19 protein-coding genes are annotated in these 20,459 nt (G+C 73.9%); 9 read left to right on the top strand and 10 right to left on the bottom strand.

Features of this window, described 5'->3' with window-relative positions; translation table 11 throughout:
* Positions 1-64 precede the first annotated feature (64 nt).
* On the bottom strand, positions 65-1,909 hold the full coding sequence (locus HWY08_RS07795) for an ArnT family glycosyltransferase (protein WP_176064283.1): 1,845 nt from the start codon (positions 1,907-1,909) through the stop codon (positions 65-67).
* Positions 1,910-2,002: 93 nt separating this feature from the next.
* On the opposite strand from HWY08_RS07795, the gene HWY08_RS07790 reads away from it, so the two are divergent.
* Complete coding sequence (locus HWY08_RS07790) at positions 2,003-3,697, top strand: serine/threonine-protein kinase (RefSeq protein ID WP_176064282.1); 1,695 nt, start codon at positions 2,003-2,005, stop codon at positions 3,695-3,697.
* Here HWY08_RS07790 and HWY08_RS07785 read toward each other — a convergent pair whose 3' ends face one another.
* Positions 3,698-4,486, bottom strand: a complete 789-nt coding sequence (locus HWY08_RS07785; protein ID WP_176064281.1) for an enoyl-CoA hydratase/isomerase family protein — start codon at positions 4,484-4,486, stop codon at positions 3,698-3,700.
* A gap of 611 nt (positions 4,487-5,097) precedes the next feature.
* On the opposite strand from HWY08_RS07785, the gene HWY08_RS07780 reads away from it, so the two are divergent.
* From HWY08_RS07780 to treS, 3 genes are all read left to right on the top strand, one after another.
* Positions 5,098-5,688 carry a gluconate 2-dehydrogenase subunit 3 family protein gene (locus tag HWY08_RS07780; protein WP_176064280.1) on the top strand — a complete coding sequence of 197 codons (591 nt, stop codon included), beginning with the start codon at positions 5,098-5,100 and terminating at the stop codon, positions 5,686-5,688.
* 6 nt (positions 5,689-5,694) lie between these two features.
* Positions 5,695-7,257, top strand: a complete 1,563-nt coding sequence (locus tag HWY08_RS07775) for a GMC family oxidoreductase (RefSeq protein WP_176064279.1) — start codon at positions 5,695-5,697, stop codon at positions 7,255-7,257.
* A 152-nt stretch (positions 7,258-7,409) separates the two neighbouring features.
* Positions 7,410-9,080: a maltose alpha-D-glucosyltransferase gene (gene treS, locus HWY08_RS07770; protein ID WP_176064278.1), complete on the top strand. Its 1,671-nt coding sequence runs from the start codon at positions 7,410-7,412 to the stop codon at positions 9,078-9,080.
* On the opposite strand, the gene HWY08_RS07765 is transcribed toward treS, so the two are convergent.
* The 3 genes from HWY08_RS07765 to HWY08_RS07755 are packed head-to-tail and all read right to left on the bottom strand — an operon-like array spanning position 9,029 to position 12,099.
* The gene (locus HWY08_RS07765) at positions 9,029-10,129 is read right to left on the bottom strand and encodes a tetratricopeptide repeat protein (protein WP_176064277.1); all 1,101 of its coding nucleotides are present in this window, start codon (positions 10,127-10,129) and stop codon (positions 9,029-9,031) included. The two genes, treS and HWY08_RS07765, sit on opposite strands and share 52 nt — an antisense overlap.
* A 7-nt stretch (positions 10,130-10,136) precedes the next feature.
* On the bottom strand, positions 10,137-10,859 hold the full coding sequence (locus HWY08_RS07760; protein ID WP_176064276.1) for a mechanosensitive ion channel family protein: 723 nt from the start codon (positions 10,857-10,859) through the stop codon (positions 10,137-10,139).
* A 10-nt stretch (positions 10,860-10,869) separates the two neighbouring features.
* Positions 10,870-12,099: a hypothetical protein gene (locus tag HWY08_RS07755; RefSeq protein ID WP_176064275.1), complete on the bottom strand. Its 1,230-nt coding sequence runs from the start codon at positions 12,097-12,099 to the stop codon at positions 10,870-10,872.
* 163 nt (positions 12,100-12,262) lie between these two features.
* On the opposite strand from HWY08_RS07755, the gene HWY08_RS07750 reads away from it, so the two are divergent.
* From HWY08_RS07750 to HWY08_RS07730, 5 genes are read left to right on the top strand one after another with little or no spacing between them, the layout of a single operon-like run.
* Complete coding sequence (locus tag HWY08_RS07750; RefSeq protein ID WP_176064274.1) at positions 12,263-13,618, top strand: TrpB-like pyridoxal phosphate-dependent enzyme; 1,356 nt, start codon at positions 12,263-12,265, stop codon at positions 13,616-13,618.
* Between the two features lie 16 nt (positions 13,619-13,634).
* Positions 13,635-14,600: an ABC transporter substrate-binding protein gene (locus HWY08_RS07745; RefSeq protein ID WP_176064273.1), complete on the top strand. Its 966-nt coding sequence runs from the start codon at positions 13,635-13,637 to the stop codon at positions 14,598-14,600.
* A gap of 1 nt (position 14,601) precedes the next feature.
* On the top strand, positions 14,602-15,420 hold the full coding sequence (locus HWY08_RS07740; RefSeq protein ID WP_176064272.1) for an ABC transporter permease: 819 nt from the start codon (positions 14,602-14,604) through the stop codon (positions 15,418-15,420).
* The gene (locus tag HWY08_RS07735) at positions 15,420-16,214 is read left to right on the top strand and encodes an ABC transporter ATP-binding protein (protein ID WP_176064271.1); all 795 of its coding nucleotides are present in this window, start codon (positions 15,420-15,422) and stop codon (positions 16,212-16,214) included. Before HWY08_RS07740 ends, HWY08_RS07735 begins: the two co-directional genes overlap by 1 nt.
* Position 16,215: 1 nt before the next feature.
* The gene (locus HWY08_RS07730; protein ID WP_176064270.1) at positions 16,216-16,650 is read left to right on the top strand and encodes a MaoC family dehydratase; all 435 of its coding nucleotides are present in this window, start codon (positions 16,216-16,218) and stop codon (positions 16,648-16,650) included.
* Positions 16,651-16,659: 9 nt separating this feature from the next.
* On the opposite strand, the gene HWY08_RS07725 is transcribed toward HWY08_RS07730, so the two are convergent.
* The 5 genes from HWY08_RS07725 to HWY08_RS07705 all read right to left on the bottom strand — a co-directional run bounded on the left by HWY08_RS07725 (position 16,660) and on the right by HWY08_RS07705 (position 20,445).
* Entirely contained in the window at positions 16,660-17,070 is a 411-nt protein-coding gene (locus tag HWY08_RS07725; RefSeq protein ID WP_176064269.1) for an Imm70 family immunity protein, read from the bottom strand.
* On the bottom strand, positions 17,071-17,313 hold the full coding sequence (locus HWY08_RS07720) for a hypothetical protein (protein WP_176064268.1): 243 nt from the start codon (positions 17,311-17,313) through the stop codon (positions 17,071-17,073).
* Positions 17,314-17,392: 79 nt separating this feature from the next.
* Positions 17,393-18,115: a c-type cytochrome gene (locus tag HWY08_RS07715; RefSeq protein ID WP_176064267.1), complete on the bottom strand. Its 723-nt coding sequence runs from the start codon at positions 18,113-18,115 to the stop codon at positions 17,393-17,395.
* Positions 18,116-18,124: 9 nt separating this feature from the next.
* Positions 18,125-19,486 (bottom strand): hypothetical protein, encoded by a 1,362-nt coding sequence (locus HWY08_RS07710; RefSeq protein ID WP_176064266.1) that lies wholly within the window; start codon positions 19,484-19,486, stop codon positions 18,125-18,127.
* 38 nt (positions 19,487-19,524) lie between these two features.
* Positions 19,525-20,445 (bottom strand): c-type cytochrome, encoded by a 921-nt coding sequence (locus HWY08_RS07705; RefSeq protein ID WP_235969516.1) that lies wholly within the window; start codon positions 20,443-20,445, stop codon positions 19,525-19,527.
* Between the last annotated feature and the right edge of the window lie 14 nt (positions 20,446-20,459).

Genomic DNA, 20,459 nt, shown 5'->3' with positions numbered 1-20,459 from the left:
CACCCCGCCGCCCGCGCGGAACCGCTGCCAGCGCTTCGCAGGGCCCGGCGGTCCCACGCCGCCGTCAGCTCCCCTCGAGCGACACCAGGAAGAACTTGTCGCTCGAGCGATCCGCGATGCGCAACCGGGCGCCGGGCCCCACCGCCTTCTCGAGCGCGCCGTAGCGGGCGCGCTCCACGATCACCCACTTCCGGCCAGGCCGGGCCGCGACCTCCTTCATGCGGACGTCGTTCGCGACCTGGCGGACCAGGTTGCGCGAGTAGAACGTCTCGCCGCGCCAGTTCATGAAGTAGGCGACGATCGGCTCGTCCGGCGAGCCGCGGCCGGCGAGGTAGGTGCGGAAGATCTGCCGCTGCGTCCAGTGCGGCGAGAGCTCGCGCCAGTGGTACCAGGAGACGTAGAGCGCGAAGGCGAGCGCGACGCCCGAGAGCGCCGCGACCGCCGCGCGGCGCGAGCGCCAGAGCCAGGCCGCCGCCAGGAAGACGCCTCCGGCGGCGAAGAGCGCCGAGAACACGGGGCGCGGGCCGAGCGAGAACAGGAAGGGCCCGAACCGGTGGCCGGGGTGGAGCGCCGCCAGCTCCGCCTCGGGGTAGGGCCGGTCATAGTTGTAGACGTAGAGGTCGGGCAGCGCCTTGGGCGTCTCCCAGAGGCTGTGGCCGACCACCGCGAACGCGGCCAGCCCGAGCACGAGCGCGCCGAGGTGCGCCTCCAGCCCCTCGTCCAGCAGGCGATCGAGGAAGACCGCGCACAGGATGGCGAGCGCCGGCACGGCCGGGAAGATGTAGTGGTGGAACTTGGTCGCGGAGAGGCTCATGAGCACGTAGGCGAGCACCGCCCACAGGCCCGCGAACAGCACCAGGTCGTCGCGGCGCGTCCGCCTACGCAGCCGCACCCGCGCGAGCTCGCCCAGGGCGCCGGGCAGCGCGGCCACCCAGGGGAAGAGGCCGAACCCCAGCTCCTGGACGAAGTAGTCGAAGGTGCCGCCGGGGGTGGTGGTGTGCACGCCCTCGCCGAGCCGCTTCAGGTGATCGTGGATGAAGAAGCGGTAGGCGAAGCCCTTCCCCTCGTCGTCCACCCCGGCGAAGAGCGAGAGCGCGACGTACCAGGGCGCGGCGATGGCGAGGAAGAGGGCGGGCCCGAGCGGCAAGGGGACCCCGCGCACGCGCTCCCACAGGCGGACCCGGGCGAGGAGCCGCCACTCGCCGGTGAGCGCGAACCAGGCCAGGAAGGCCGCCCCGGCCAGCCCGAACCCGAGCAGCCCCTTCGCCAGGGTGGCGAAGGCGAGGAACGCGTACCCGGCGTAGGCCCAGGCGCTGCGGTGGGCGCCCTCGTCCCACAGCGCGACGGCGAAGCACATCGCGCCGGAGGTCAGGAGCGCCACGAACGGCATGTCCGTGATCGCCTGCCGCGCCATCAGGAAGTAGAAGGGCGAGGTGGCGAGCACGCCGGCGGCGAGGTAGCCGGCCCGCCGCGAGACGAGCCGCTTCACCGCCACGAAGACCAGGGCGCAGGCGACGACGGCCAGCAGCGCCACCGGCAGCCGCACCGCCCACTCGGTGAAGGCGGAGAGCCCGCTCGGCGTGGGCGGCGTGGGGTCGGCGCCGGGCGGGAGCGCGTGCCCCTGCGCGCCCACGGCCAGGAGGCCGAGGGCGGAGAGCCACATGAGCAGCACCGGCTTCGAGAAGAAGTAGGCGCTCTCCCAGTAGGGATGGACGAAGTCGTCGCGGACGATCATCTGCCGCGCCACCTCGGCGTAGTGCGGCTCCCAGGGATCCCACAGGCCGGCCGCGCCCAGCCAGGGCAGGAACACCAGCGCCGCCAGCGCCGCGGCGAGCGCCACCCCGCGCGGCTCCTCGGGCAGCGCGCGCCACCGGTCGAGGAGCGCGGCGGCGCGCGGGGCAGGCGACATGGTGGGGGAAGTTACGCCGAGGTGGGCGAGCGCGCCAGCGAGCGCCGCGGGCGCAGGTTGGCCTGCCCCGCCCGGGCACGGTACAGTCCGCGCGTGGTCGAGCCCGCTCGCGCAGCGCAGCCGGACTTCAAGCCCCACCTGTTCGGCAAGTTCTTCGTCCTCCAGCGGCTCGCCGTGGGGGGGATGGCCGAGATCTACCGCGCCAAGATCATGGGCGCGGCCGGCTTCGAGAAGGAGCTGGCGCTGAAGCGCGTCCTCGCCTCGCGGGCGAAGGACAAGGGCTTCATCAAGATGCTGGTGAACGAGGCGAAGCTGACCGCCCAGCTCACCCACTCGAACATCGCCCAGATCCACGAGTGCGGCGCGGTGGAGGGCGCCTACTTCATCGCCATGGAGCTGGTCCACGGCGTGTCGATGAAGGACATGATGGCCGCCTTCGCGCGGGCCAACGTCAACCTCACCCCCGAGCAGGCCATCTTCGTCGTGCTGCAGCTCCTGCACGGCCTCGACTACGCCCACCGCAAGACCGGCGCCGACGGCGAGCCGCTCCACATCGTCCACTGCGACGTCTCGCCCGACAACGCCCTCGTCTCGTGGGAAGGCGAGGTGAAGCTCCTCGACTTCGGCATCGCCCGCGCCGCCACCGGCCTCTCCAACTACAAGGAGGGGATGCTGATGGGGAAGCTCGGGTACGTCGCGCCCGAGCAGGCCTCGATCGAGAAGACCTGGGACCACCGGGTCGACGTCTTCGCCGCCGGCATCATCCTGTACGAGCTGCTCACGAAGCAGAAGCCGTTCCCGCGCGCCACCGACGTCGAGTCGCTCATCGCCTCGCGCAAGGTGCAGGCCATCCCGCCCTCCGCGCTGGACGAGCGCATCCCGAAGGAGCTCGACGCCATCGTGGCGCGCGCGCTCGCCTACGACCCGGAGGATCGCTACCCGAGCGCGCACGCCTTCGCCGACGCGCTGGTGGACGTGCTCTTCCCCACGCCCCAGAGCGCGGTCCAGGAGCTGCTCGGGCAGCAGATGCGGCAGGTCTTCTCGGACCGCATCGCGCGCCAGCGCGCCGCCCGCGCCCACGACGCGCTCGTCATGAAGGTGCTGCAGCACGTGCTCGAGCAGCGCCAGGCCGGCGGCGAGGTGGAGGAGCCGCAGCTGCCCGCCTTCGACGACGACGACCTGCGCGATCCCACCGTGGTGCAGCCGGTCGCCGCGCGCGCCGCCGCCCGCCCGCCGCGCCCGGTGCGCCGGCTGGTCGACCGCGGCCGCGCCGCCGTGCTCGGCCTCCTCGCGGCCGGGCTCGCCGCCGCCGGCGCCTGGTCGCTCGCGCTCTGGCTCCAGCCCGGCCTGGTGGTGGTGACCTCCGATCCCCCGGGCGCGCAGGTGACCGTCGACGGCGAGCCCGTGCCGGGCGGCACCCCCGCGGTGGTCGAGGGCCTGCGGCCCACCGCGCCGGTGACGGTGGTGGTGTCCGCGCCCGACCGCAAGACCGCCAGCTACGCGCTCGCGCCCGCGCCGCGCCAGCTCGTGCGGCGCGTGCACGCGGAGCTCCGCGCCGCGCTCGGCGCGGTGGTGGTGGAGAGCGCGCCGTCGGGGGCGCGCGTCCTGCTCGACGACCGGGTGGTCGGCGTCACGCCGGTCACCATCGAGAAGGTCCGGCTCGACGAGCGCCACCGGCTGGACCTCTCCTTGCCCGGCCACGAGCTCGACCAGTTCGTGGTGCTTCCGGAGCAGGACGGGCAGCGGTTCTTCCGCACGCTCGCGCCGGAGCGCCGCGGCCGGCCCTGATCAGCGGCCGCCGAAGCGCGGCGGCCGCTTCTCCAGGAAGGCCGCCCGCCCCTCGCGCACGTCGTCGCTCTCGAAGGCGCGCCGGCGCAGCTCGGCGATCTCGGTCCGCTCGGCGTCGGTGAAGCCGCGCTCGGCGGCGGCCTCGAGCAGGCGCAGCGTCCGCTTCATCCCTTGCACCGCCAGCGGCGCGTTGCGGGCGATCTCCTCGGCCAGCGCCAGCGCGGCCGGCGCGGCGCCGTCGCCCGGCACCAGGCGGTCGATGAGGCCCATCGCCAGCGCCTCCTCCGCCTCCACCGGCCGGCCGGTGAAGAAGAGCTCGCGCACCCGCGCGGGGCCGACCAGGTGGAGGAAGCGCCGCAGCCCCGCCGGCGCGTAGACCACGCCCAGCTTGGCCGGCGGCATCCCGAGCTGCACCCCCGGCCGTGCCACCCGCAGGTCGCAGGTCGCCGCCAGCTCCGCCCCCGCCCCGAACGCGCCGCCGTTCAGGAAGGCGATGGTCGGACACGGCACCGCCTCCACCGCCTCCATGGCGCGCTCCACCGCCAGGTCCGGCCGGTCGCCCTCCTGTGGGCCCGTCGGGATGGCCGCGATGTCGAACCCCGAGCAGAACGCCTTGTCGCCCGCGCCGCGGAAGACGAGGCAGCGCACCCCATCCCGCGCCGCCGCCGCGCAGGCCTCCTCGAGCTCGACCAGGCTCGCGAAGTCGAGCGCGTTGCGCTTGTCCGGGTTCGAGAGGGTGAGGACGCGGATCGCCCCGCGGTCTTCGGTGGAGAGCCGGCGGGCGCTCACGCGCAGCTCCCGTCACAATGCCCCGCAGCGCCGCGTGCGTTCGCCATCCGATCCTCCGTTCGGGCGAAACTACCCCGCCCCTCGCGAGCCGGGCAATGAGAGCAGCGCAGGAGGAACGCCATGCGCCGAGGGGCTGCGGGGGGGGGCCCTCCGGCGGTGCTCGGCCGACGACCTGCCGGATTGCCACGGCGGCCGGTGCAGAAACGCTCGCCGGCTTGCACCGCAACGTGCCGCGCCGCGGAGGCGCGTGAGGCCACCCCTCCGCCCCTCGGCGCACGAGCCCCCGCAGTAACGCGGGCCGCGCAGCGGGCCGCTTCCGTTCGTGGGCTCGCCCCGGCCGCATGAATTCACGGCCGGGGCCCCCGCCGTGGTGGGGTGCGCTCCCTGTTGAGGCGTCAGCCTGCCCGGTCTTGCGTTCGCCCGCGGCGAGGTTCTTAATCGCGGTCAGCAAGCGTGCCGGCTTTCCGCTGGCAGATGGGGCAAGCAGCGCAGGCCCCGCGCTCGACGAAGGGTCCGCCTCGGCGGACCCTTCATTCGTACCGGCGGGTACCGGCGTATCGGCGGGTACAGGTGCGGACGGCTCCCGCGGTTTGCGGTACGCTCCGCCCCTCATGTCCCGGCGCCGCCCGCCTCCCTCTCTCGCCCTGCCCGGCGAGCCGCAGAGCCGGCGCAGCTTTCTCCGGCGCGGCCTGTTCGGCGCCGCGCTGCTCGCCCTCGGCAGCGCCGGCTTCTTCGCCACGCGCAAGACCCGGCTCGCCGCCGAGGGGACGAGCGGGCTCGAGGTGCTCTCGCCCGAGGAGGCGTCGGTGCTGCTCGCGGTCGCGGACCGGCTCGTCCCCGAGCGGCCCGGCTTCCCGCGGCCGCGCGCGCTCGGTCTCGCCGCCCGGATGGACGCCGTGGTGGCGATGGCCCACCCCGCCACGCAGCTGGAGCTGAAGCGCCTCGTGCGCCTCTTCGAGAGCGCGGCGGCCGGCCTGCTCCTCGACCGGCAGCCGCGGACCTTCACCGCGTCCAGCGCCGCCGAGCAGGACCTCCGCCTCGACGCCTGGGCGAAGAGCCGCTTCGCGCTGCGCCGCACCGGGTTCCACGCGCTGAAGCGCCTGGTCCACGCCAGCTACTACGCCTCCCCCGAGACCTGGGCCGCGGTGGGCTATCCCGGCCCTCCCATCCGCGCCGGGCTCGCCGGCGAGCGCGCGAGGTGACCTGACATGGCCGACCGCGAGGCGGGCCGGATCTTCACCGGCCGCGACGTGACGAGCGACCTCGAGCTGACCGCGGACGTGTGCGTGATCGGCTCCGGGGCCGGCGGGTCGGTCGTGGCGGCGCGGCTCGCCGAGCGCGGCGCCCGCGTCGTCATCCTGGAGGAGGGGGGCTTCCATCCCCCCGGCTCGCTCCCGCTCTCCGAGGCCGTCGTCTACCCGCGCCTGTACCAGGAGCACGGGCAGCGGGCCACCGCCGACCTCGCCATCACCGTGCTGCAGGGGCGCATGGTGGGCGGGTCCACGGCGGTGAACTGGACCACGAGCTTCCGCACCCCCGAGCGCGTCCTCGCCCACTGGCGGAGCGCCTACGGGCTCGGCGCGCTCACCCCCGCCGCCCTCGCCCCGCACTTCGAGGCGGTGGAGGCGCGGCTCAACGTCCACGAGCAGCCGGCCGACGAGGTGAACGCGAACAACCGCGTGCTCTACGACGGCGCCGAGCGGCTCGGGTGGGAGCGGGCGCGCACGCGGCGCAACGTCGACGGCTGCCAGAACCTCGGCTACTGCGGCTTCGGCTGCCCGCTGGGCGCGCGCCTCTCGGCCGACCAGAGCTACGTGAAGGACGCGCTCGCCCGCGGCGCGCGCCTGTACGCGAACGCCCGCGCCGTGCAGCTCGTCCGCGAGCGCCGCCGCTTCACCGAGGTGGTGGCGGAGGTGCTCGACCCCGAGACCGACCGACCCACCGGCAAGTGGCTGCGCGTCCGGCCCAAGCTGGTGGTCCTGGCCGGCGGCGCCATCAACACGCCGGCGCTCCTCCTGCGCAGCGGCATCGACCTCGCGGGCAAGGTGGGGACGCGCACCTTCCTCCACCCGGTGGCCGCCATGTTCGGGCGCCACCCCGGCCTGGTGGAGGGCTACTACGGCGCGCCGCAGTCCGTCTCGTCCCACCACTTCGCGGACCGCGGGGCGGGCAAGGTGGGCTTCTTCCTCGAGGCAGCGCCGGTCCACCCCATGCTGGCGGCCACCGCCCTCGGCGGCTTCGGCGCCCGGCACGAGGAGCTCATGGCGGCCCTGCCGCACGCCTCGGCGCTCATCGCGCTCAGCATCGACGGCTTCCTCCCCGGCGAGGAGGGCGGGACGGTGTCGCTCCGCTCCGACGGCCGCGTGCGGCTCGACTACCCGCTCCGCCCCGAGATCTGGGAGGCGCTGCGCGAGGGGTGCAAGGCGCTGGCGCGTATCCACCTCGCGGCCGGGGCCGAGGTGGTCTACTCGCTGCACGACGAGCCGGTCGAGATCCGCGGCGAGCTCGACGTCGCGAAGCTGGACCGGGCGCCCTGGGAGGCCGGCCGGGTGCAGCTCTTCACCGCCCACCAGATGGGCGGCTGCCGGATGAGCCGCGATCCGGAGAACGCCGTCACCACGCCGGAGCTCCGGCTCGAGGCGCACGAGAACGCCTTCGTGGTGGACGGCTCGGTCCTGCCCACCTCGCTCGGCGTGAACCCGCAGCTCACCATCTTCGCGCTGGCGCACTGGGCCGCCGACCACGTCGCGAGCGCGATCCGCCCCGGCTAGCGCGCGCCGGCGGGGGTGCGCCCGGCCCGAAGGCCCCCCGGGCCGCCGGGCGGTGGAGCCCTCGCGGGGCGGGCGGCCGCCGCGCGTTGCGCGCGCTCCGGCGCCGGCTACCTTGAGCGCGTGCCTCCGGCCGCGCGCGGCCGGACCTCGCCATGGCCCGCCGCCCGAGCGACCCCCTCTGGTTCAAGGACGCCATCGTCTACGAGACGCACGTCCGCGCCTTCGCCGACAAGAACAACGACGGGGTGGGTGACTTCCCGGGGCTCATCGACAAGCTCGACTACCTCCAGGAGCTCGGCATCACCTGCCTCTGGCTCCTCCCCTTCTTCCCCTCCCCCGGCCGCGACGACGGGTACGACATCGCCGACTACCGCGGCGTGAACCCACAGTACGGCACGCTCGACGACTTCCGGCGGCTGCTGGCGGCCGCGCACGAGCGGGGGATCCGCGTGCTGGTGGAGCTGGTGGTGAACCACACCTCCGACCAGCACCCCTGGTTCCAGGCCGCGCGCCGGGCGCCCCCGGGGACGCCCGAGCGCGACATGTACGTCTGGAGCGAGACCAACCAGAGGTACCAGGACGCGCGCATCATCTTCACCGACACCGAGAAGTCGAACTGGACCTGGGACGACGAGGCGAAGGCGTACTACTGGCACCGCTTCTTCCACCACCAGCCCGACCTCAACTTCGACAACCCCCGCGCGCTCGCCGAGATGCTCGACGTGATGCGGTTCTGGGCCGGGATGCAGGTGGACGGGTTCCGGCTCGACGCCATCCCCTACCTGGTGGAGCGCGACGGGACGAACTGCGAGAACCTCCCCGAGACGCACGCCGTGATCAAGCGGGTGCGCGCCGAGCTGCAGCGCGACTTCCCGGGCTGCATGCTGCTCGCCGAGGCGAACCAGTGGCCGGCCGACGTCCGCCCCTACTTCGGCGAGGGCGACGAGTGCCACATGGCGTTCCACTTCCCGCTCATGCCTCGCATCTTCATGGCGCTCCGGCTGGAGGACACGAAGCCGATCCTCGACATCATGGCGCAGACGCCGGCCATCCCCGAGTCGTGCCAGTGGGGGCTGTTCCTGCGCAACCACGACGAGCTGACGCTCGAGATGGTGACCCACGACGAGCGCGACTACATGTACCTCGCCTACAGCGCCGACCCGCGCATGCGGCTCAACCTCGGCATCCGGCGGCGGCTGGCGCCGCTCATGGAGAACTCGCGCCGGCGCATCGAGCTCCTCAACAGCCTGCTCTTCAGCTTCCCGGGCACGCCCATCCTGTACTACGGCGACGAGATCGGGATGGGGGACAACGTCTTCCTGGGCGACCGCAACGGCGTGCGCACGCCCATGCAATGGAGCGCCGATCGCAACGGCGGCTTCTCGCGCGCGAACCCGGCCGCGCTCTACAGCCCGCCCATCATGGACCCGGTCTACGGGTACCAGACGGTGAACGTCGAGGCGCAGCTCGAGAACCCGTCCTCGCTCCTCATGTGGATGCGGAACATGATCGGGCTGCGGAAGCTGTTCAAGGTGTTCGGGCGCGGCGCGATCGAGTTCCTGCCGGTCCAGAACCGCGCCGTGCTCGCCTACCTGCGCCGGTACCAGGGCGACGTCATCCTGTGCGTCGCGAACTTCTCGCGCTTCGCCCAGCCGGCCCAGCTCCCCCTGCAGCGCTTCCGCGGCTACACGCCCATCGAGATGTTCGGCTACACCGAGTTCCCGCGGGTGGGCGAGGCCGACTACCCCCTCACCCTCTCCGCCTACGGCTTCTACTGGTTCGAGCTGACGGAGCCCGCCGACGTGCCGCCCGAGCTCCCCTGACGGGCGCGCGGCCCGAGCTCCTCCAGGAGCGCCCGCGCCTCCGGGTAGCCGGCGCGCAGCTCGAGCGCGCGGCGCAGCGCCCGCCGCGCGCCGTCGCGGTCGCCGCCGCGCAGCCGCGCCAGCGCGAGGTGGTACTGCACGTGCGGCGCGGCGGGGTCGAGCGCGGCGGCGGTCTCCAGCTCCCGCACCGCGTCGGCGAGCTCGCCGCCGGCCAGGTGGAGCTCCCCCAGGTTGTTGTGGGGCGCGGCCAGCTTCGGGTCGTGCGCGGCGGCGGCGCGGTAGCTCGCCGCCGCCTCCGCCAGGCGCCCCTGGCGGGCGGCGGCCACGCCCAGGTTGTTCCAGGCCCTGGCGAACGAGGGCAGCACCTTCACCGCCAGCCGGAACTCGCGCTCGACCGCCGGCCAGTCCACCGGGGCGCGCTCCACCTCGGCGCGGTCCATCATCTCGAAGCCGCGGTTGTTGTAGTAGTTCGCCAGCGCCTCCACGTCGTCGAGCACGCGGTACCACTCGATGGTGCCGAGGCGGGTGAAGTCGAGGCCGAAGTTGCCGGAGGCGGTCTTCACCAGCGCCGAGACGTGCCCCTCGTTGACGGCCGTGCCGTCGTCCGCGACCCGCGTCGCGTGCACGCGGATGGACGCGTCGATGTAGTACGCCTGCAGCCCGGCGGCGCGGGCGAGCCCGATGAACACCGAGGCGAGCGCCAGGCAGTTGCCCTCCGACCGGCGCAGCGTCTCCTCCGCGCCGGTGGTGACCGACGACACGTAGCGCAGGCCGAGCTGGGCCGGGTCGAGCATCGCCCCCGCCAGGCGCTCCACCTCCTCCGCGTCGGACTGCGCGTCCCGCACCAGGCGGCGCGCCCAGGCGGCGCGCTCCGGGCCGAGCTCGAACGGCACCGTGACGTCTCCGGGCGCGAGGTCGGGGGCGCGCGCGCTCACCAGCGCGCGCAGCTCGTCCGGGCGGTAGGCCAGCTTGCGGGACGCGCCGCAGCCGGCGAGGGCCGCCGCGCCCAGGAGCGCCACCCCCACCGCCAGGCCGGCGCCGCGCCGCACCGCGCCCTCACATGTGCTGCACCGGCTGCTCGCCGGTGTCGGCCGGGGCGGCGCCCAGGTCGTCGTCGTCTTCATCGGCCCGCCCCTCGACGGGCCGCGCGGCGGAGCGCGCGCCGAGCCCCACCGCCAGCGCCACCGCCAGCACCATGCCGGCGAAGACGACCACGAAGGAGACGGTCAGGATGGGGCCCCCGACGCGCAGCTCCTGCAGCGCCAGCGCCACCGTGAACACCACCACCAGCCACTTCACCCCCAGGCTGACCAGGCGCGCCGAGCGGAGCTGCATGTTGACCGCGTTGACGAGGGTCGCGCGCTCCAGGAAGCGCGCCGCGGCCAGGCCGACCGCGAAGATGAGCCCGGCCGCGAGCAGGTTCGGGATGTAGTCGAGGATCCGCGCCGAGAGCGCGTCGGTGACGGAAGTCCCGAGCACGCGCAGCCCGGCCAGGAAGCCGACCAGGAGGACGAACCAGAAGCCGGCGTGCGCCGCCACCTCGGTGGGCGCGTTGCGCGGCATCCACTCGCCGGTGCTGGTGAGGCCCCAGCGGTGCACCCGCCGGTCGAAGTCGATGCCCGCCAGCGAGCGGCGCAGCCCGAAGCGGATGAGGTACGCCAGGCCGAGCGCGAAGGCGAGGACGAGCAGCATGGTGAGCACGCCGGGCAGGAAGCCGGCCACCGCCAGCGCGACCCGGTGCAGCCCGTCCTGGAACGCCAGCTCCACGTCGGTCCACATGGTCGCTCTCCTAGGGGGTGAAGCGGTCCGGCCAGCGCCAGCGCGAGATGAGGTAGGGCTTCGCCAGCTCGAAGGCATGGGCCAGGCGCTCGACCCGCGGATCGACCGCCTCGGGCGGGAGCGCCGACAGCTCGCGCACGAACCCCGCCGCCCAGCCGAGGTAGAGCGGCGTCATCGAGCGCAGGAGGAGCGCCCGGTCCATGAGGGCGAGGTGGTAGCCGACCGCGAAGTCGTAGACGACGCGAGCCCAGAGCGCGTCGTCCACCGCGAACCGCTCCTCGGGCTCGCGCGCGAGCCGCTTCAGCGCCAGCATGGTCTGCGGGGGCAGGACCGCGCTCCACACCCGCTGCAGCTCCTGGTGGCCGAGCTGGAAGGCGGAGCGCATGGGCTCGAGCTGGGGCGGCCCCGCCTCGCCCGACGGCAGCGCCGGCTCGCCGTAGGTCTTCACCGGGCGCGAACCCTTCACCCGCTGCCAGGTGGCGGCGTGGAGGCGCGCCTCGTGGAAGAGCAACCCCACCACCTGCGCCAGCGAGGCGGCCAGATCGGCGCCCGCCTCCCCGAGGCGCGGCGGGCGCACGGCGAGGCAGGCCTGGGCCACCCGGAAGTCGCCCGACAGCAGGGCGCTCACCAGCCAGAGGCGCTCGCCGGCGTGCGCCGGATCGGCCTGCCACGCCTCCCCGAGCAGGTGGCTCACCGCCCGGCGCGACAGCGCCAGCTCGTACCCGAGCGGCTGGCGCAGCCGGCGGCCGAACAGCGCCCGGGTGAACGGGTAGACGAGCCCGGTGGCGAGGACGCCCTCGTAGCGCTGGGTCGCGTAGCACGGGCAGGCGAGGTCGAAGCCGTCCGCGACGACCGGCCCGAGGAGGTGGCGCGCGCCGCCGCCGAGCTCCTCCTCGCCGCCGGCGACGACCAGCGCCACCGCGGCGGCGTCGAACAGCTCCCCCGCTCGCAGGGTGGCCTCGAGCGCGCTCTGGCCGGGGTGGCTCCACGGGAGGAGCGGCACCTCCGGCGGCGGGAGGCGCGGGTCCGCGGGGACGAGGGGGGCGCGCTCGGCCTCGGAGAGCAGCAGGACCACCGCCCGCCGCCCCGGGTACGTGACGCCCAGGTCGTGGCCGACCCGATGCCCCGCCCGCATGGCGTCGCCCGCGTCGATCGCCGGTCCGCCGTGGACCGCGACGACGAGCTCCGCGCGGCGAGGCTCCGCCAGGGCGGGGGGCAGCTGTTCGGCGGGCGCGAGCACCTCGGGTCACAACCTAGGACCGACCGCCGGGCGCTGGCGCGTCCTTCGCGAGGCGCCGCGGAGGCGGGCGCCCGTGGTCCGGGCTGGCGGCCGGGCGCTCTCGCGCTTGACGCGCCCGCCGCCGCTTGGTTCCATCGAACCTCCCCCCAGGCGAGAGGCGCGGATGGACACGAAGGTGCTGCTCGGCGAGAAGCAGATCCCGACCCACTGGTACAACGTCATCCCGGACCTGCCTGGGCCGCTCGCGCCGGTGCTCCACCCGGGGACCTTGAAGCCGCTCACCCCGCAGGACCTGGCGCCGCTCTTCCCGGCGCCGCTCGTCGAGCAGGAGATGTCGACCGAGCGCTGGATCCCGATCCCGGAGCCGGTGCGCGAGATCTACCGGCTGTGGCGCCCGACGCCGCTCTACCGCGCGCGCCGGCTGGAGCAGGCGCTCGGGACCCCGGCCCGGATCTACTACAAGTACGAGGGGGTCTCGCCGGCGGGCTCGCACAAGCCCAACAGCGCCGTCCCGCAGGCCTACTACAACAAGCTGGCCGGCATCCGGCGGCTGGCCACCGAGACCGGCGCCGGCCAGTGGGGCAGCTCGCTCGCCCTCGCCTGCCAGATGTTCGGGCTCGCCTGCACCGTCTACATGGTGAAGGTCTCGTACCAGCAGAAGCCCTACCGGAAGAGCATGATGCAGCTGTGGGGCGCCCAGGTCTTCGCCTCCCCCTCGGCCGAGACCGAGGCCGGCCGCGCCGCCCTGGCGGCGGACCCCGGCAACCCCGGCTCGCTCGGCCTCGCCATCTCGGAGGCGGTCGAGGACGCGCTGGCCCACGAGGACACCCACTACGCGCTCGGCTCGGTGCTGAACCACGTGCTGCTGCACCAGACGGTGGTCGGCCTGGAGGCGAAGGAGCAACTGCGCGCCGCCGGCGACTACCCCGACGTCGTGCTCGCCTGCCACGGCGGCGGCTCCAACTTCGGCGGCCTGGCGCTGCCCTTCGTGGCCGACCGGGCCGCGGGCCGGCAGGTGCGCCTCGTCGCCTGCGAGCCGTCGAGCTGCCCGACCCTGACGAAGGGCGTCTACGCCTTCGACTACGGCGACACCGCCAGGATGGCGCCCATCGTCAAGATGTACACGCTGGGTCACGACTTCATGCCCCCCGGCATCCACGCCGGCGGGCTGCGCTACCACGGCGCGTCGCCGCTCGTGTCCCAGCTCCTCGCGGCCGGGCAGCTCGAGGCGCGCGCGTTCCCGCAGCGGCCCTGCTTCGAGGCGGCGGTCACCTTCGCGCGCACCGAGGGCATCGTGCCGGCGCCGGAGTCCTCGCACGCCATCCGCGGCGCCATCGAGGAGGCGGAGCGGGCCAGGGAGGAGGGTCGCGAGCGCGTCATCCTCTTCGGGCTCTCCGGGCACGGACAGCTCGACATGGCCGCCTACGACGCCTATCTCTCGGGCCGGCTCGACGACTTCCATTACCCCGAGGAGAAGCTCCGCGCCTCGCTGGAGCGGCTCCCCAAGATCTCCCTCTAGACGCGTGGAGGATGGCATGAAGCGATTCGGCTCGGCGCTCGCCCTGGCGCTCCTCGTCGCCGGCCCGGCGGCGGCGGAGGACGTGATCCGCCTCGGCAACCTCAAGTTCGCCCACTACGGCGCGGTCTCCTACATGAAGGAGCTCGGCCCCAAGTACGGGCTGCGCGTCGAGGAGCGCGTCTTCCCGAAGGGCCTCGACATCATCCCCGCCATCGTGGCGGGCGAGATCGACATCGCCGCCAGCGCCGCCGACGCGGCCATCGCCGGGCGGGCGGCCGGGGCGCCGGTGGTGGCGGTGGCCGGCTTCGCCAAGGGCGGCGTCCGCATCGTGGGGCGCAAGGACCTCGGGCTCACCAGCGTGGCCCAGCTCAAGGGGAAGAAGGTCGGCGTCCCGCGCGGCGGCGCCCAGGAGCTGGCGCTCTTCGCCGAGCTCGCCAAGGCCGGCCTGACCTGGAGCGACCACCCGGGCAAGGACGTGCTCGTCGTCTACCTCGCCTACGCCGACCTGAACCAGGCGCTGCTGCAGCGGCAGATCGACGCCATGTGCCAGTCCGAGCCGCAGTCGACCCAGGCCATCGCGAAGGGCATCGGCACCGAGATCGTGAAGCCGTACGACACGCCCATGGGCGAGCCGGTGCGGGTCATGGTCATGACCGAGAAGCTGATCCGGGAGAAGCCGGAGGTCGCGCTGCGCGTGCTCGAGTGCTTCGTCGAGGCGACCAAGAAGTTCCTCGACGACCCGGCGCTGGCGGAGCGGTACGTGCGCGAGCAGCTGTTCAAGGGGCAGCTCTCGGCGCAGGAGTACAAGGACGCGATGTCGAACGCGGCCTTCACCTACGACCTCACCGCCGAGCACATCCAGGTCACGACCGACCTCATGGTGAAGTACGGCGTGGGCAAGCTGCAGCGGCCGCCCCGCGCCGCCGACTGGGTGAAGCTCGAGCTCCTCCAGAAGGCGAAGGCCGCGCTGGGCGTCCGCTAGCATGCGCCTCGGCCTCGGCCAGCTGGCGAAGTCCCTCGCCGTCCCGGTGCTGGTGCTGGCGGCGTGGGAGGGGCTCTCGCGGGCCGGCGCCTTCTCGGCCGCCATCCTGCCGGCGCCTTCGGCGGTGGCCGTGCGGTGGTTCCAGTACCTCCTGCCCACGGCGCCCTACGACCCGGCGCAGGGCGGCCGCCTCGCCTGGCTCGTCTCGGGCGAGCTGCCGCACGACGCGGTGGGGAGCCTCTACCGCGTGGTGGCGGGCTTCCTCCTCGGGGGCGGCCTGGCGCTGCCGCTCGGGCTCCTCATGGGCCGCCGGCCGCTCGTCCACGACCTGCTCGCCCCGGCGCTGGAGCTCGTCCGGCCCATCCCGCCCATCGCCTTCATCCCGCTCTCGATCCTCTGGTTCGGGCTCGGGAACCCGCCCGCCCTGTTCCTCATCGCCCTGGGCGCCTTCTTCCCGGTGCTGGTGAACACGGTGGCGGGCGTGCGCAACGTCGACGCCATCTACATCCGCGCCGCGCAGAACCTGGGGGCGACCGAGGGCGTGCTCTTCCGCCGCGTCATCCTCCCCGCCGCCATGCCCTACATCCTGACCGGCGTGCGCGTCGGGATCGGGGTGGCGTTCATCGTCGTCATCGTGGCGGAGATGACGGCGGTGAACGAGGGGCTCGGCTACCGGATCCTCGAGGCGCGCGAGTTCATGTGGTCGGACAAGATCATCGCCGGCATGATCACGATCGGCTGCTGCGGCCTCGGGATCGACGTGTTCATGAACCGGCTCAACCGCTGGCTGCTCCGCTGGCACCGCGGGATGGAGAGCTGATGAGCGAGCCGGCGGTCCGCATCGAGGGCGTGAAGAAGGCGTTCCGGGCCGGTGGCCGCGAGATCCTCGCGCTCGACGGGATCGACCTCACCATCTCGCCCGGCGAGCTCGTCTGCCTGCTGGGGCCCTCCGGGTGCGGGAAGTCCACCCTCCTCAACGCCATCGCCGGGTTCGCGCCGCCCACCGCCGGGACGCTCACCGCCAACGGCCGGGCGGTGGCGGGGCCGGGGCCGGACCGCGGGATGGTCTTCCAGGAGTACGCCCTCTTTCCCTGGATGACGGTGGAGGCGAACGTCGCCTTCGGGCTCGAGCTCAAGGGGGAGCCGCGCGCCGCCGTGGCGCGGCGGGTCGAGGAGCTCCTGCGCCAGCTCGGCCTGTGGGAGTTCAAGGACCGCTTCCCCAAGGACCTCTCCGGCGGCATGCGCCAGCGCGTCGCCATCGCGCGCGTGCTCGCCATCGACCCACCCATGCTGCTCATGGACGAGCCCTTCGGCGCGCTCGACGCGCTGACGCGCCGCAACCTCCAGGACGAGCTCTTGCGCCTGTGGGCGGCGCTCGGGAAGACCATCGTCTTCGTCACCCACGGCATCGAGGAGGCCATCTACCTGGCCGACCGGGTGGTGGTGATGACCTACCGGCCGGGGCGGGTGAAGCGCGTGGTGCCGGTCGCGCTGCCGCGGCCGCGCGACACCGCCAGCCCCGAGTTCAACGCCCTGAAGCGCGAGGTGGCGCAGCTCGTCATGGAGGAGCAGGCGCGCCACGAGCAGGCGGAGCGGGCCGCGACGGCGGACTGAGATGGCGGCCCGGCCCCTGCGCGTCGGCGACCGCGCCGAGAAGGAGCTCGTCCTCGATCGCGCCGAGGTGGTGCGGCTCGCCACGGAGCTCGGCGACCCGAACCCGCTCCACCACGACGAGGCGGTGGCGCGCGCCAGCCGCTTCGGCGGCCTCATCGCCTCGGGCGGCCACCTCCTCGGCCTCCTCACCAGCTTCTGCGCCGCCTTCACCACCGGCTACGGCCCGGGCGTCGGGCTCGGCTTCTCCTACGAGCTGCGCCGCGCCGCGCTCGCCGGCACCCCGGTCCGGCTGCGCTGGGAGGTCACCGCCGTCGAGCGCTCCGAGCGGCTGCGCGGCGACGTCGTCACGCTCGCCGGGGCCATCGAGGACGCCCGCGACGGGACGGTGCTCGTCACCGGCGCCGGCCGGGTGCTCGCCCGCGGCGACCTCGGCTAGCGGCCCGCCTCACTGGAAGAGGATGGGCTGCCGGGTCTCCACCGCCAGCCGGCACAGCTCGGCGAGGCCGTCGAAGAGCGGGACGCCGTCCACGTCGAAGAAGCAGTCGGCGAGCGTGGCCGGCGCGAGGCCGCGCTCGGCCGCGAGCTCGGCCTGCCAGCTGCCCGGGGGGAGCGGCCGCGGCGGCTCGCGCCGCAGCGCCTCGCGCAGGTGGGCCAGCTCCCCGGCGAGCCGCGCCGCGTCGCGCGGGCTCCAGTGGGTGGTCGGGCTCACGTGGACGCGCAGCGCCCCGTAGCGGCGGAAGATCCGGCCGTCGCGGGCGCGCGCCTCGCCCCGGAAGCGCTCCCAGTCGTCGTAGCTGCCGACGTCGATCCCGAACAGCTCCTCGTCGTCCCGGAACACGCACAGGTAGAGGCCCATCTAGCGCGCCTCCAGGCGGACGAGGTCGGGGTGGTTCGCCATGAAGAGCCGCAGCGTGCTCGCCGGCCGGAAGCCGCGCGGCACGAGCAGCACGAGCCTCTTCCCGCTCGCCTCCGCGCGCTCGGCCAGCGTCAGGATCTGGCGCGTGGCGTGGAGGGCGGCCGCGTACTTCACCAGCACGAGCGCCTCGGGGGTCTCGGCGTCCGCCCGGAAGCGACGGCCGGGCGCGTCGGAGGAGTTCATGCGCCGAGTCTACCCCGGACCGGCCGGACCGCGCGCCGCCGCGCGTGGCCGGTCGGCGTCCGGGCGGCGCGGCCGGTGGTCAGTCCCGCCGCAGCGACTTCACGTAGGCGACGAGCGCCCAGGCGTCCTCCTCGTTGATGGACTCCGCGAAGGAGGGCATGGGCGTGCCGTTGAGGCCGGTCATGAAGGTCCGGTACAGGTCCTCGGGCGTGTCGCCCACCTTGAGCGAGCCGCGGGTGAAGTCGCGCGGCTCGATGGGTCGCCCCCAGTCGTCGCGCAGCGTCGAGGCGGAGGGGCCGTTGCCCTTGCCGGTGTCCCCGTGACAGGCGGCGCACTGCACCTTGTCCCACACCCCCTTCCCCTTCTGGACCAGCTCGGGCGTGAAGGCGGGGCGCGGCGGGATGGTGATGGGCGTCCCCTGCGGCTCGCTCGTGAACTTCGGCGAGAAGGCCTTCACCACCTGCACGAGGTCGCGCCGCTCCAGCTCCGTGATGGGCTCCCAGCGCGGCATGAAGGTCCGATGGAGCCCGTTCGTGATCGTGCGGTAGAGGTCGGCGTCCGTGGGGAGGGTGCCGCTCGGCGTGGAGCGGAACTTGAAGGTGCCGCTCGTGAAGTCGCGCGGCTGCGGGTCGATCCAGTCGGCGCTCGGGCCGCGGCCGTCGCCGTCGACCCCGTGGCAGGAGATGCAGTACCGGTCGTAGGCGTGCCGCCCGCGCCCGGCGCGGGCCGGATCGGGCGGGGTGGCGGAGGCGCTCGCGACGGCGGCGAGGAGGGTGGCGGCGGCGAGGAGTCTCGTGTGCATGGCTTCCCCCTAGAAGTCGAAGTCGAGGCCGAGCATCGCCGCCTGCGTCACGACGTCGAGGGCCTGGTTCGTGGCGGGGTCGACCCAGCCGACGCCCCGCACCCGGTCGACGTGGAACTCCGCGTGGACGGCCGCCGAGGCGCGCGGGCCGAGCGCGAGGTAGCGGCGGATCCCGAAGGTGCCGCCGTCGAGGTCGCCGGGCCCGCGCGCGTAGCGCACCAGGTCGTAGCGGGCGAAGAACACCCAGGGCGTGGCGTCGTAGGAGGAGCTCGTGAACGGCACCCAGTCCACCTCCGCGAACCCTCCGTTGAAGTGGTTGGCGTCGCCGCTCCCCTGGTCGGAGGGGGCGAGCCCCGCCTCCTCCCTCCCGTTGATGTAGGAGACCGTGAAGAAGGCCGGGGTGGACGGGTACCCCAGCATCCAGGACAGCTCGGCGCCGGCGCGGTAGTACCGCTTGTGGTCGGCGCCGGTCCCGGGGACGATCTGCGGCTGCTCGGGCACGGTCTCCCCCGGCGGCGGCGACGGCGTGAGCGTCGAGAACGAGGTCGGCCACCAGCCCACCGCCCCGAGCGCCCCCAGCCGGACCCAGGGCAGGACGGCGCTGTCGAGCTCGAACGCCTTCTGCACGTGCGCATAGAGGAGCGGCGCCGACCAGGCGTTCCGCGAGGCGAAGGTGGAGCCGCTCTCGGCGCCGTTGGCCGAGACGAGGCTAATGGAGTAGCGCGTGAGGCTCCGGGCGTCGTGGCCGTCGAGCTCGACGCCGACCTGGTTCTCCCCGAGGTCGAACCCGACCAGGCTGCCCGCCGGGTGGGCGCCGTAGACGGCGTAGCCGGAGGTCAACGTGATGCCGCGGTGCGAGGAGGCGGGCTGATCGAGCTCGAACTTGCCGATCTTGGCGTTGAGCCACCCGGTCCCCCCCAGGTCGTCCAGCCTGGCCCAGGCCGACTCGACGAAGGCCGCGTTGTCCGAGGGGCTGAAGCCGGTCACCACGACGAGGTACGAGACGTCGTCCGAGATCGTGCCAGCGCTCAGGAGGTCGACCCCGGGCGGCAGCGGCACGCCGCCGGACTGGGTCGTGATCGGGCCCTGGTCGGAGGGTTGGTTGGTGGTGCGCGTGTACTGGTAGGCGGCGGTGGTGCGGAGCGAGAGCGGCACGTACGCCGGCGAGACGGTGACCGGGTCGTCCTTGCCGAGCTTGAACCGGTAGCCGTTGTCGCGGAAGTTCTGGCCCTGCTGGTTGAGGATGGGCCAGGCGACGTGGCAGGCGGTGCAGGACATGCCGTACTTGCGCGCGAAGGCGGGGATCGCCTCGGCGCGCGCGGCGGCGAAGGCGACCGTGAGCGCGACCAGGACGCGGATTCGTACCCTCATGAGAGCCCCTCTCTCTTTCCGGTGAGCTTGGAGGTGAATCACTGCGCGGGCGGCCGCCAGCTGGCGTCGGCGGCCTCGTTCGCCTGCAGGAGCTGGCGGGGGGCGTCGCTCCCCTTCAGCGCGACCAGCGAGTCGACGTAGTGGGCGAGCGCCCAGAGGTCCTCCTCCGGGAGCGAGCCGCGCCAGGTGGGCATGGCGGTGCCGCCCACGCCCGAGGCGACGACGCGGTACAGATCCTCGAGGCGGTGGTCATCGCGGATCGAGCGCAGCTCCGAGCGGGTGAAGTCGGGCGGCAGGAGCTTCACGCCGTAGTCCGACTCCTTGAGCTGCGAGCCGTACAGGTCGTCGCGGAAGTCGGTGGTCGGGTTGCCGGTCAGCTCCTTCGACGCCTCGTAGATGTAGCTCCTGGAGGCGTAGGCGGGGTGGCAGCCGATGCACTGCGCGAGGCCGTGGTAGACCTTCTTGCCGAACGCGACGCCGTCGCGCTCGCGCCCCCGCCAGGGGTCGGGCGTCGGCTGGATGGGCTCTCCCGGCGCCTCCTCCTTCCAGCGCGGCGAGAAGGTCTTCAGGTACTGGATGATGGCCTGGAGGTTCCGGTCCGGCACGCCGTCCCAGGCCAGCATGGCGGTGCCGTGCAGGCCGCTGCGGACGATCCGCACCAGGTCGTCGTCGTTGGGGAGGGCGCCGCCCGCCACCGCGGCGAACTTGAAGGTGCCGAGCGTGAAGTCGCGCGGCGGCGGGCGCAACCCGGCCGACGCCGGGCCCTTGCCGTCGCCCTTGTCCCCGTGGCAGGCGCGGCAATAGAGGACGTAGTCGTGCTCGCCTTCGGTGAGGAGCGAGGCCGGGATCGTCTTCCCCCCCAGGGTCTGCGGCTGGCGGAAGCCCTGCGTCCGGTACCCCTTGCACCCCCCCGCGCCGAGCACGGCGAGGGCGGACACGACGGCGAGCGCATGGTTCACGGCGGCCTCCCGGG

Source organism: Anaeromyxobacter diazotrophicus (assembly GCF_013340205.1).
Classification (GTDB): domain Bacteria; phylum Myxococcota; class Myxococcia; order Myxococcales; family Anaeromyxobacteraceae; genus Anaeromyxobacter_A; species Anaeromyxobacter_A diazotrophicus.
The sequence above is the reverse complement of the archived record's forward strand: the minus strand, read 5'-3'. Positions and strand labels throughout refer to the sequence as shown.

What these genes read in the sequence shown, in the direction of transcription:
- HWY08_RS07795 (WP_176064283.1), bottom strand. Translation starts at nt 1,909, where the DNA reads ATGTCGCCTGCCCCGCGCGCCGCCGCGCTCCTCGACCGGTGGCGCGCG.
- HWY08_RS07780 (WP_176064280.1), top strand. Translation starts at nt 5,098, where the DNA reads ATGTCCCGGCGCCGCCCGCCTCCCTCTCTCGCCCTGCCCGGCGAGCCG.
- HWY08_RS07775 (WP_176064279.1), top strand. Translation starts at nt 5,695, where the DNA reads ATGGCCGACCGCGAGGCGGGCCGGATCTTCACCGGCCGCGACGTGACG.
- treS (WP_176064278.1), top strand. Translation starts at nt 7,410, where the DNA reads ATGGCCCGCCGCCCGAGCGACCCCCTCTGGTTCAAGGACGCCATCGTC.
- HWY08_RS07760 (WP_176064276.1), bottom strand. Translation starts at nt 10,859, where the DNA reads ATGTGGACCGACGTGGAGCTGGCGTTCCAGGACGGGCTGCACCGGGTC.
- HWY08_RS07750 (WP_176064274.1), top strand. Translation starts at nt 12,263, where the DNA reads ATGGACACGAAGGTGCTGCTCGGCGAGAAGCAGATCCCGACCCACTGG.
- HWY08_RS07745 (WP_176064273.1), top strand. Translation starts at nt 13,635, where the DNA reads ATGAAGCGATTCGGCTCGGCGCTCGCCCTGGCGCTCCTCGTCGCCGGC.
- HWY08_RS07740 (WP_176064272.1), top strand. Translation starts at nt 14,602, where the DNA reads ATGCGCCTCGGCCTCGGCCAGCTGGCGAAGTCCCTCGCCGTCCCGGTG.
- HWY08_RS07735 (WP_176064271.1), top strand. Translation starts at nt 15,420, where the DNA reads ATGAGCGAGCCGGCGGTCCGCATCGAGGGCGTGAAGAAGGCGTTCCGG.
- HWY08_RS07730 (WP_176064270.1), top strand. Translation starts at nt 16,216, where the DNA reads ATGGCGGCCCGGCCCCTGCGCGTCGGCGACCGCGCCGAGAAGGAGCTC.
- HWY08_RS07725 (WP_176064269.1), bottom strand. Translation starts at nt 17,070, where the DNA reads ATGGGCCTCTACCTGTGCGTGTTCCGGGACGACGAGGAGCTGTTCGGG.
- HWY08_RS07720 (WP_176064268.1), bottom strand. Translation starts at nt 17,313, where the DNA reads ATGAACTCCTCCGACGCGCCCGGCCGTCGCTTCCGGGCGGACGCCGAG.
- HWY08_RS07715 (WP_176064267.1), bottom strand. Translation starts at nt 18,115, where the DNA reads ATGCACACGAGACTCCTCGCCGCCGCCACCCTCCTCGCCGCCGTCGCG.
- HWY08_RS07710 (WP_176064266.1), bottom strand. Translation starts at nt 19,486, where the DNA reads ATGAGGGTACGAATCCGCGTCCTGGTCGCGCTCACGGTCGCCTTCGCC.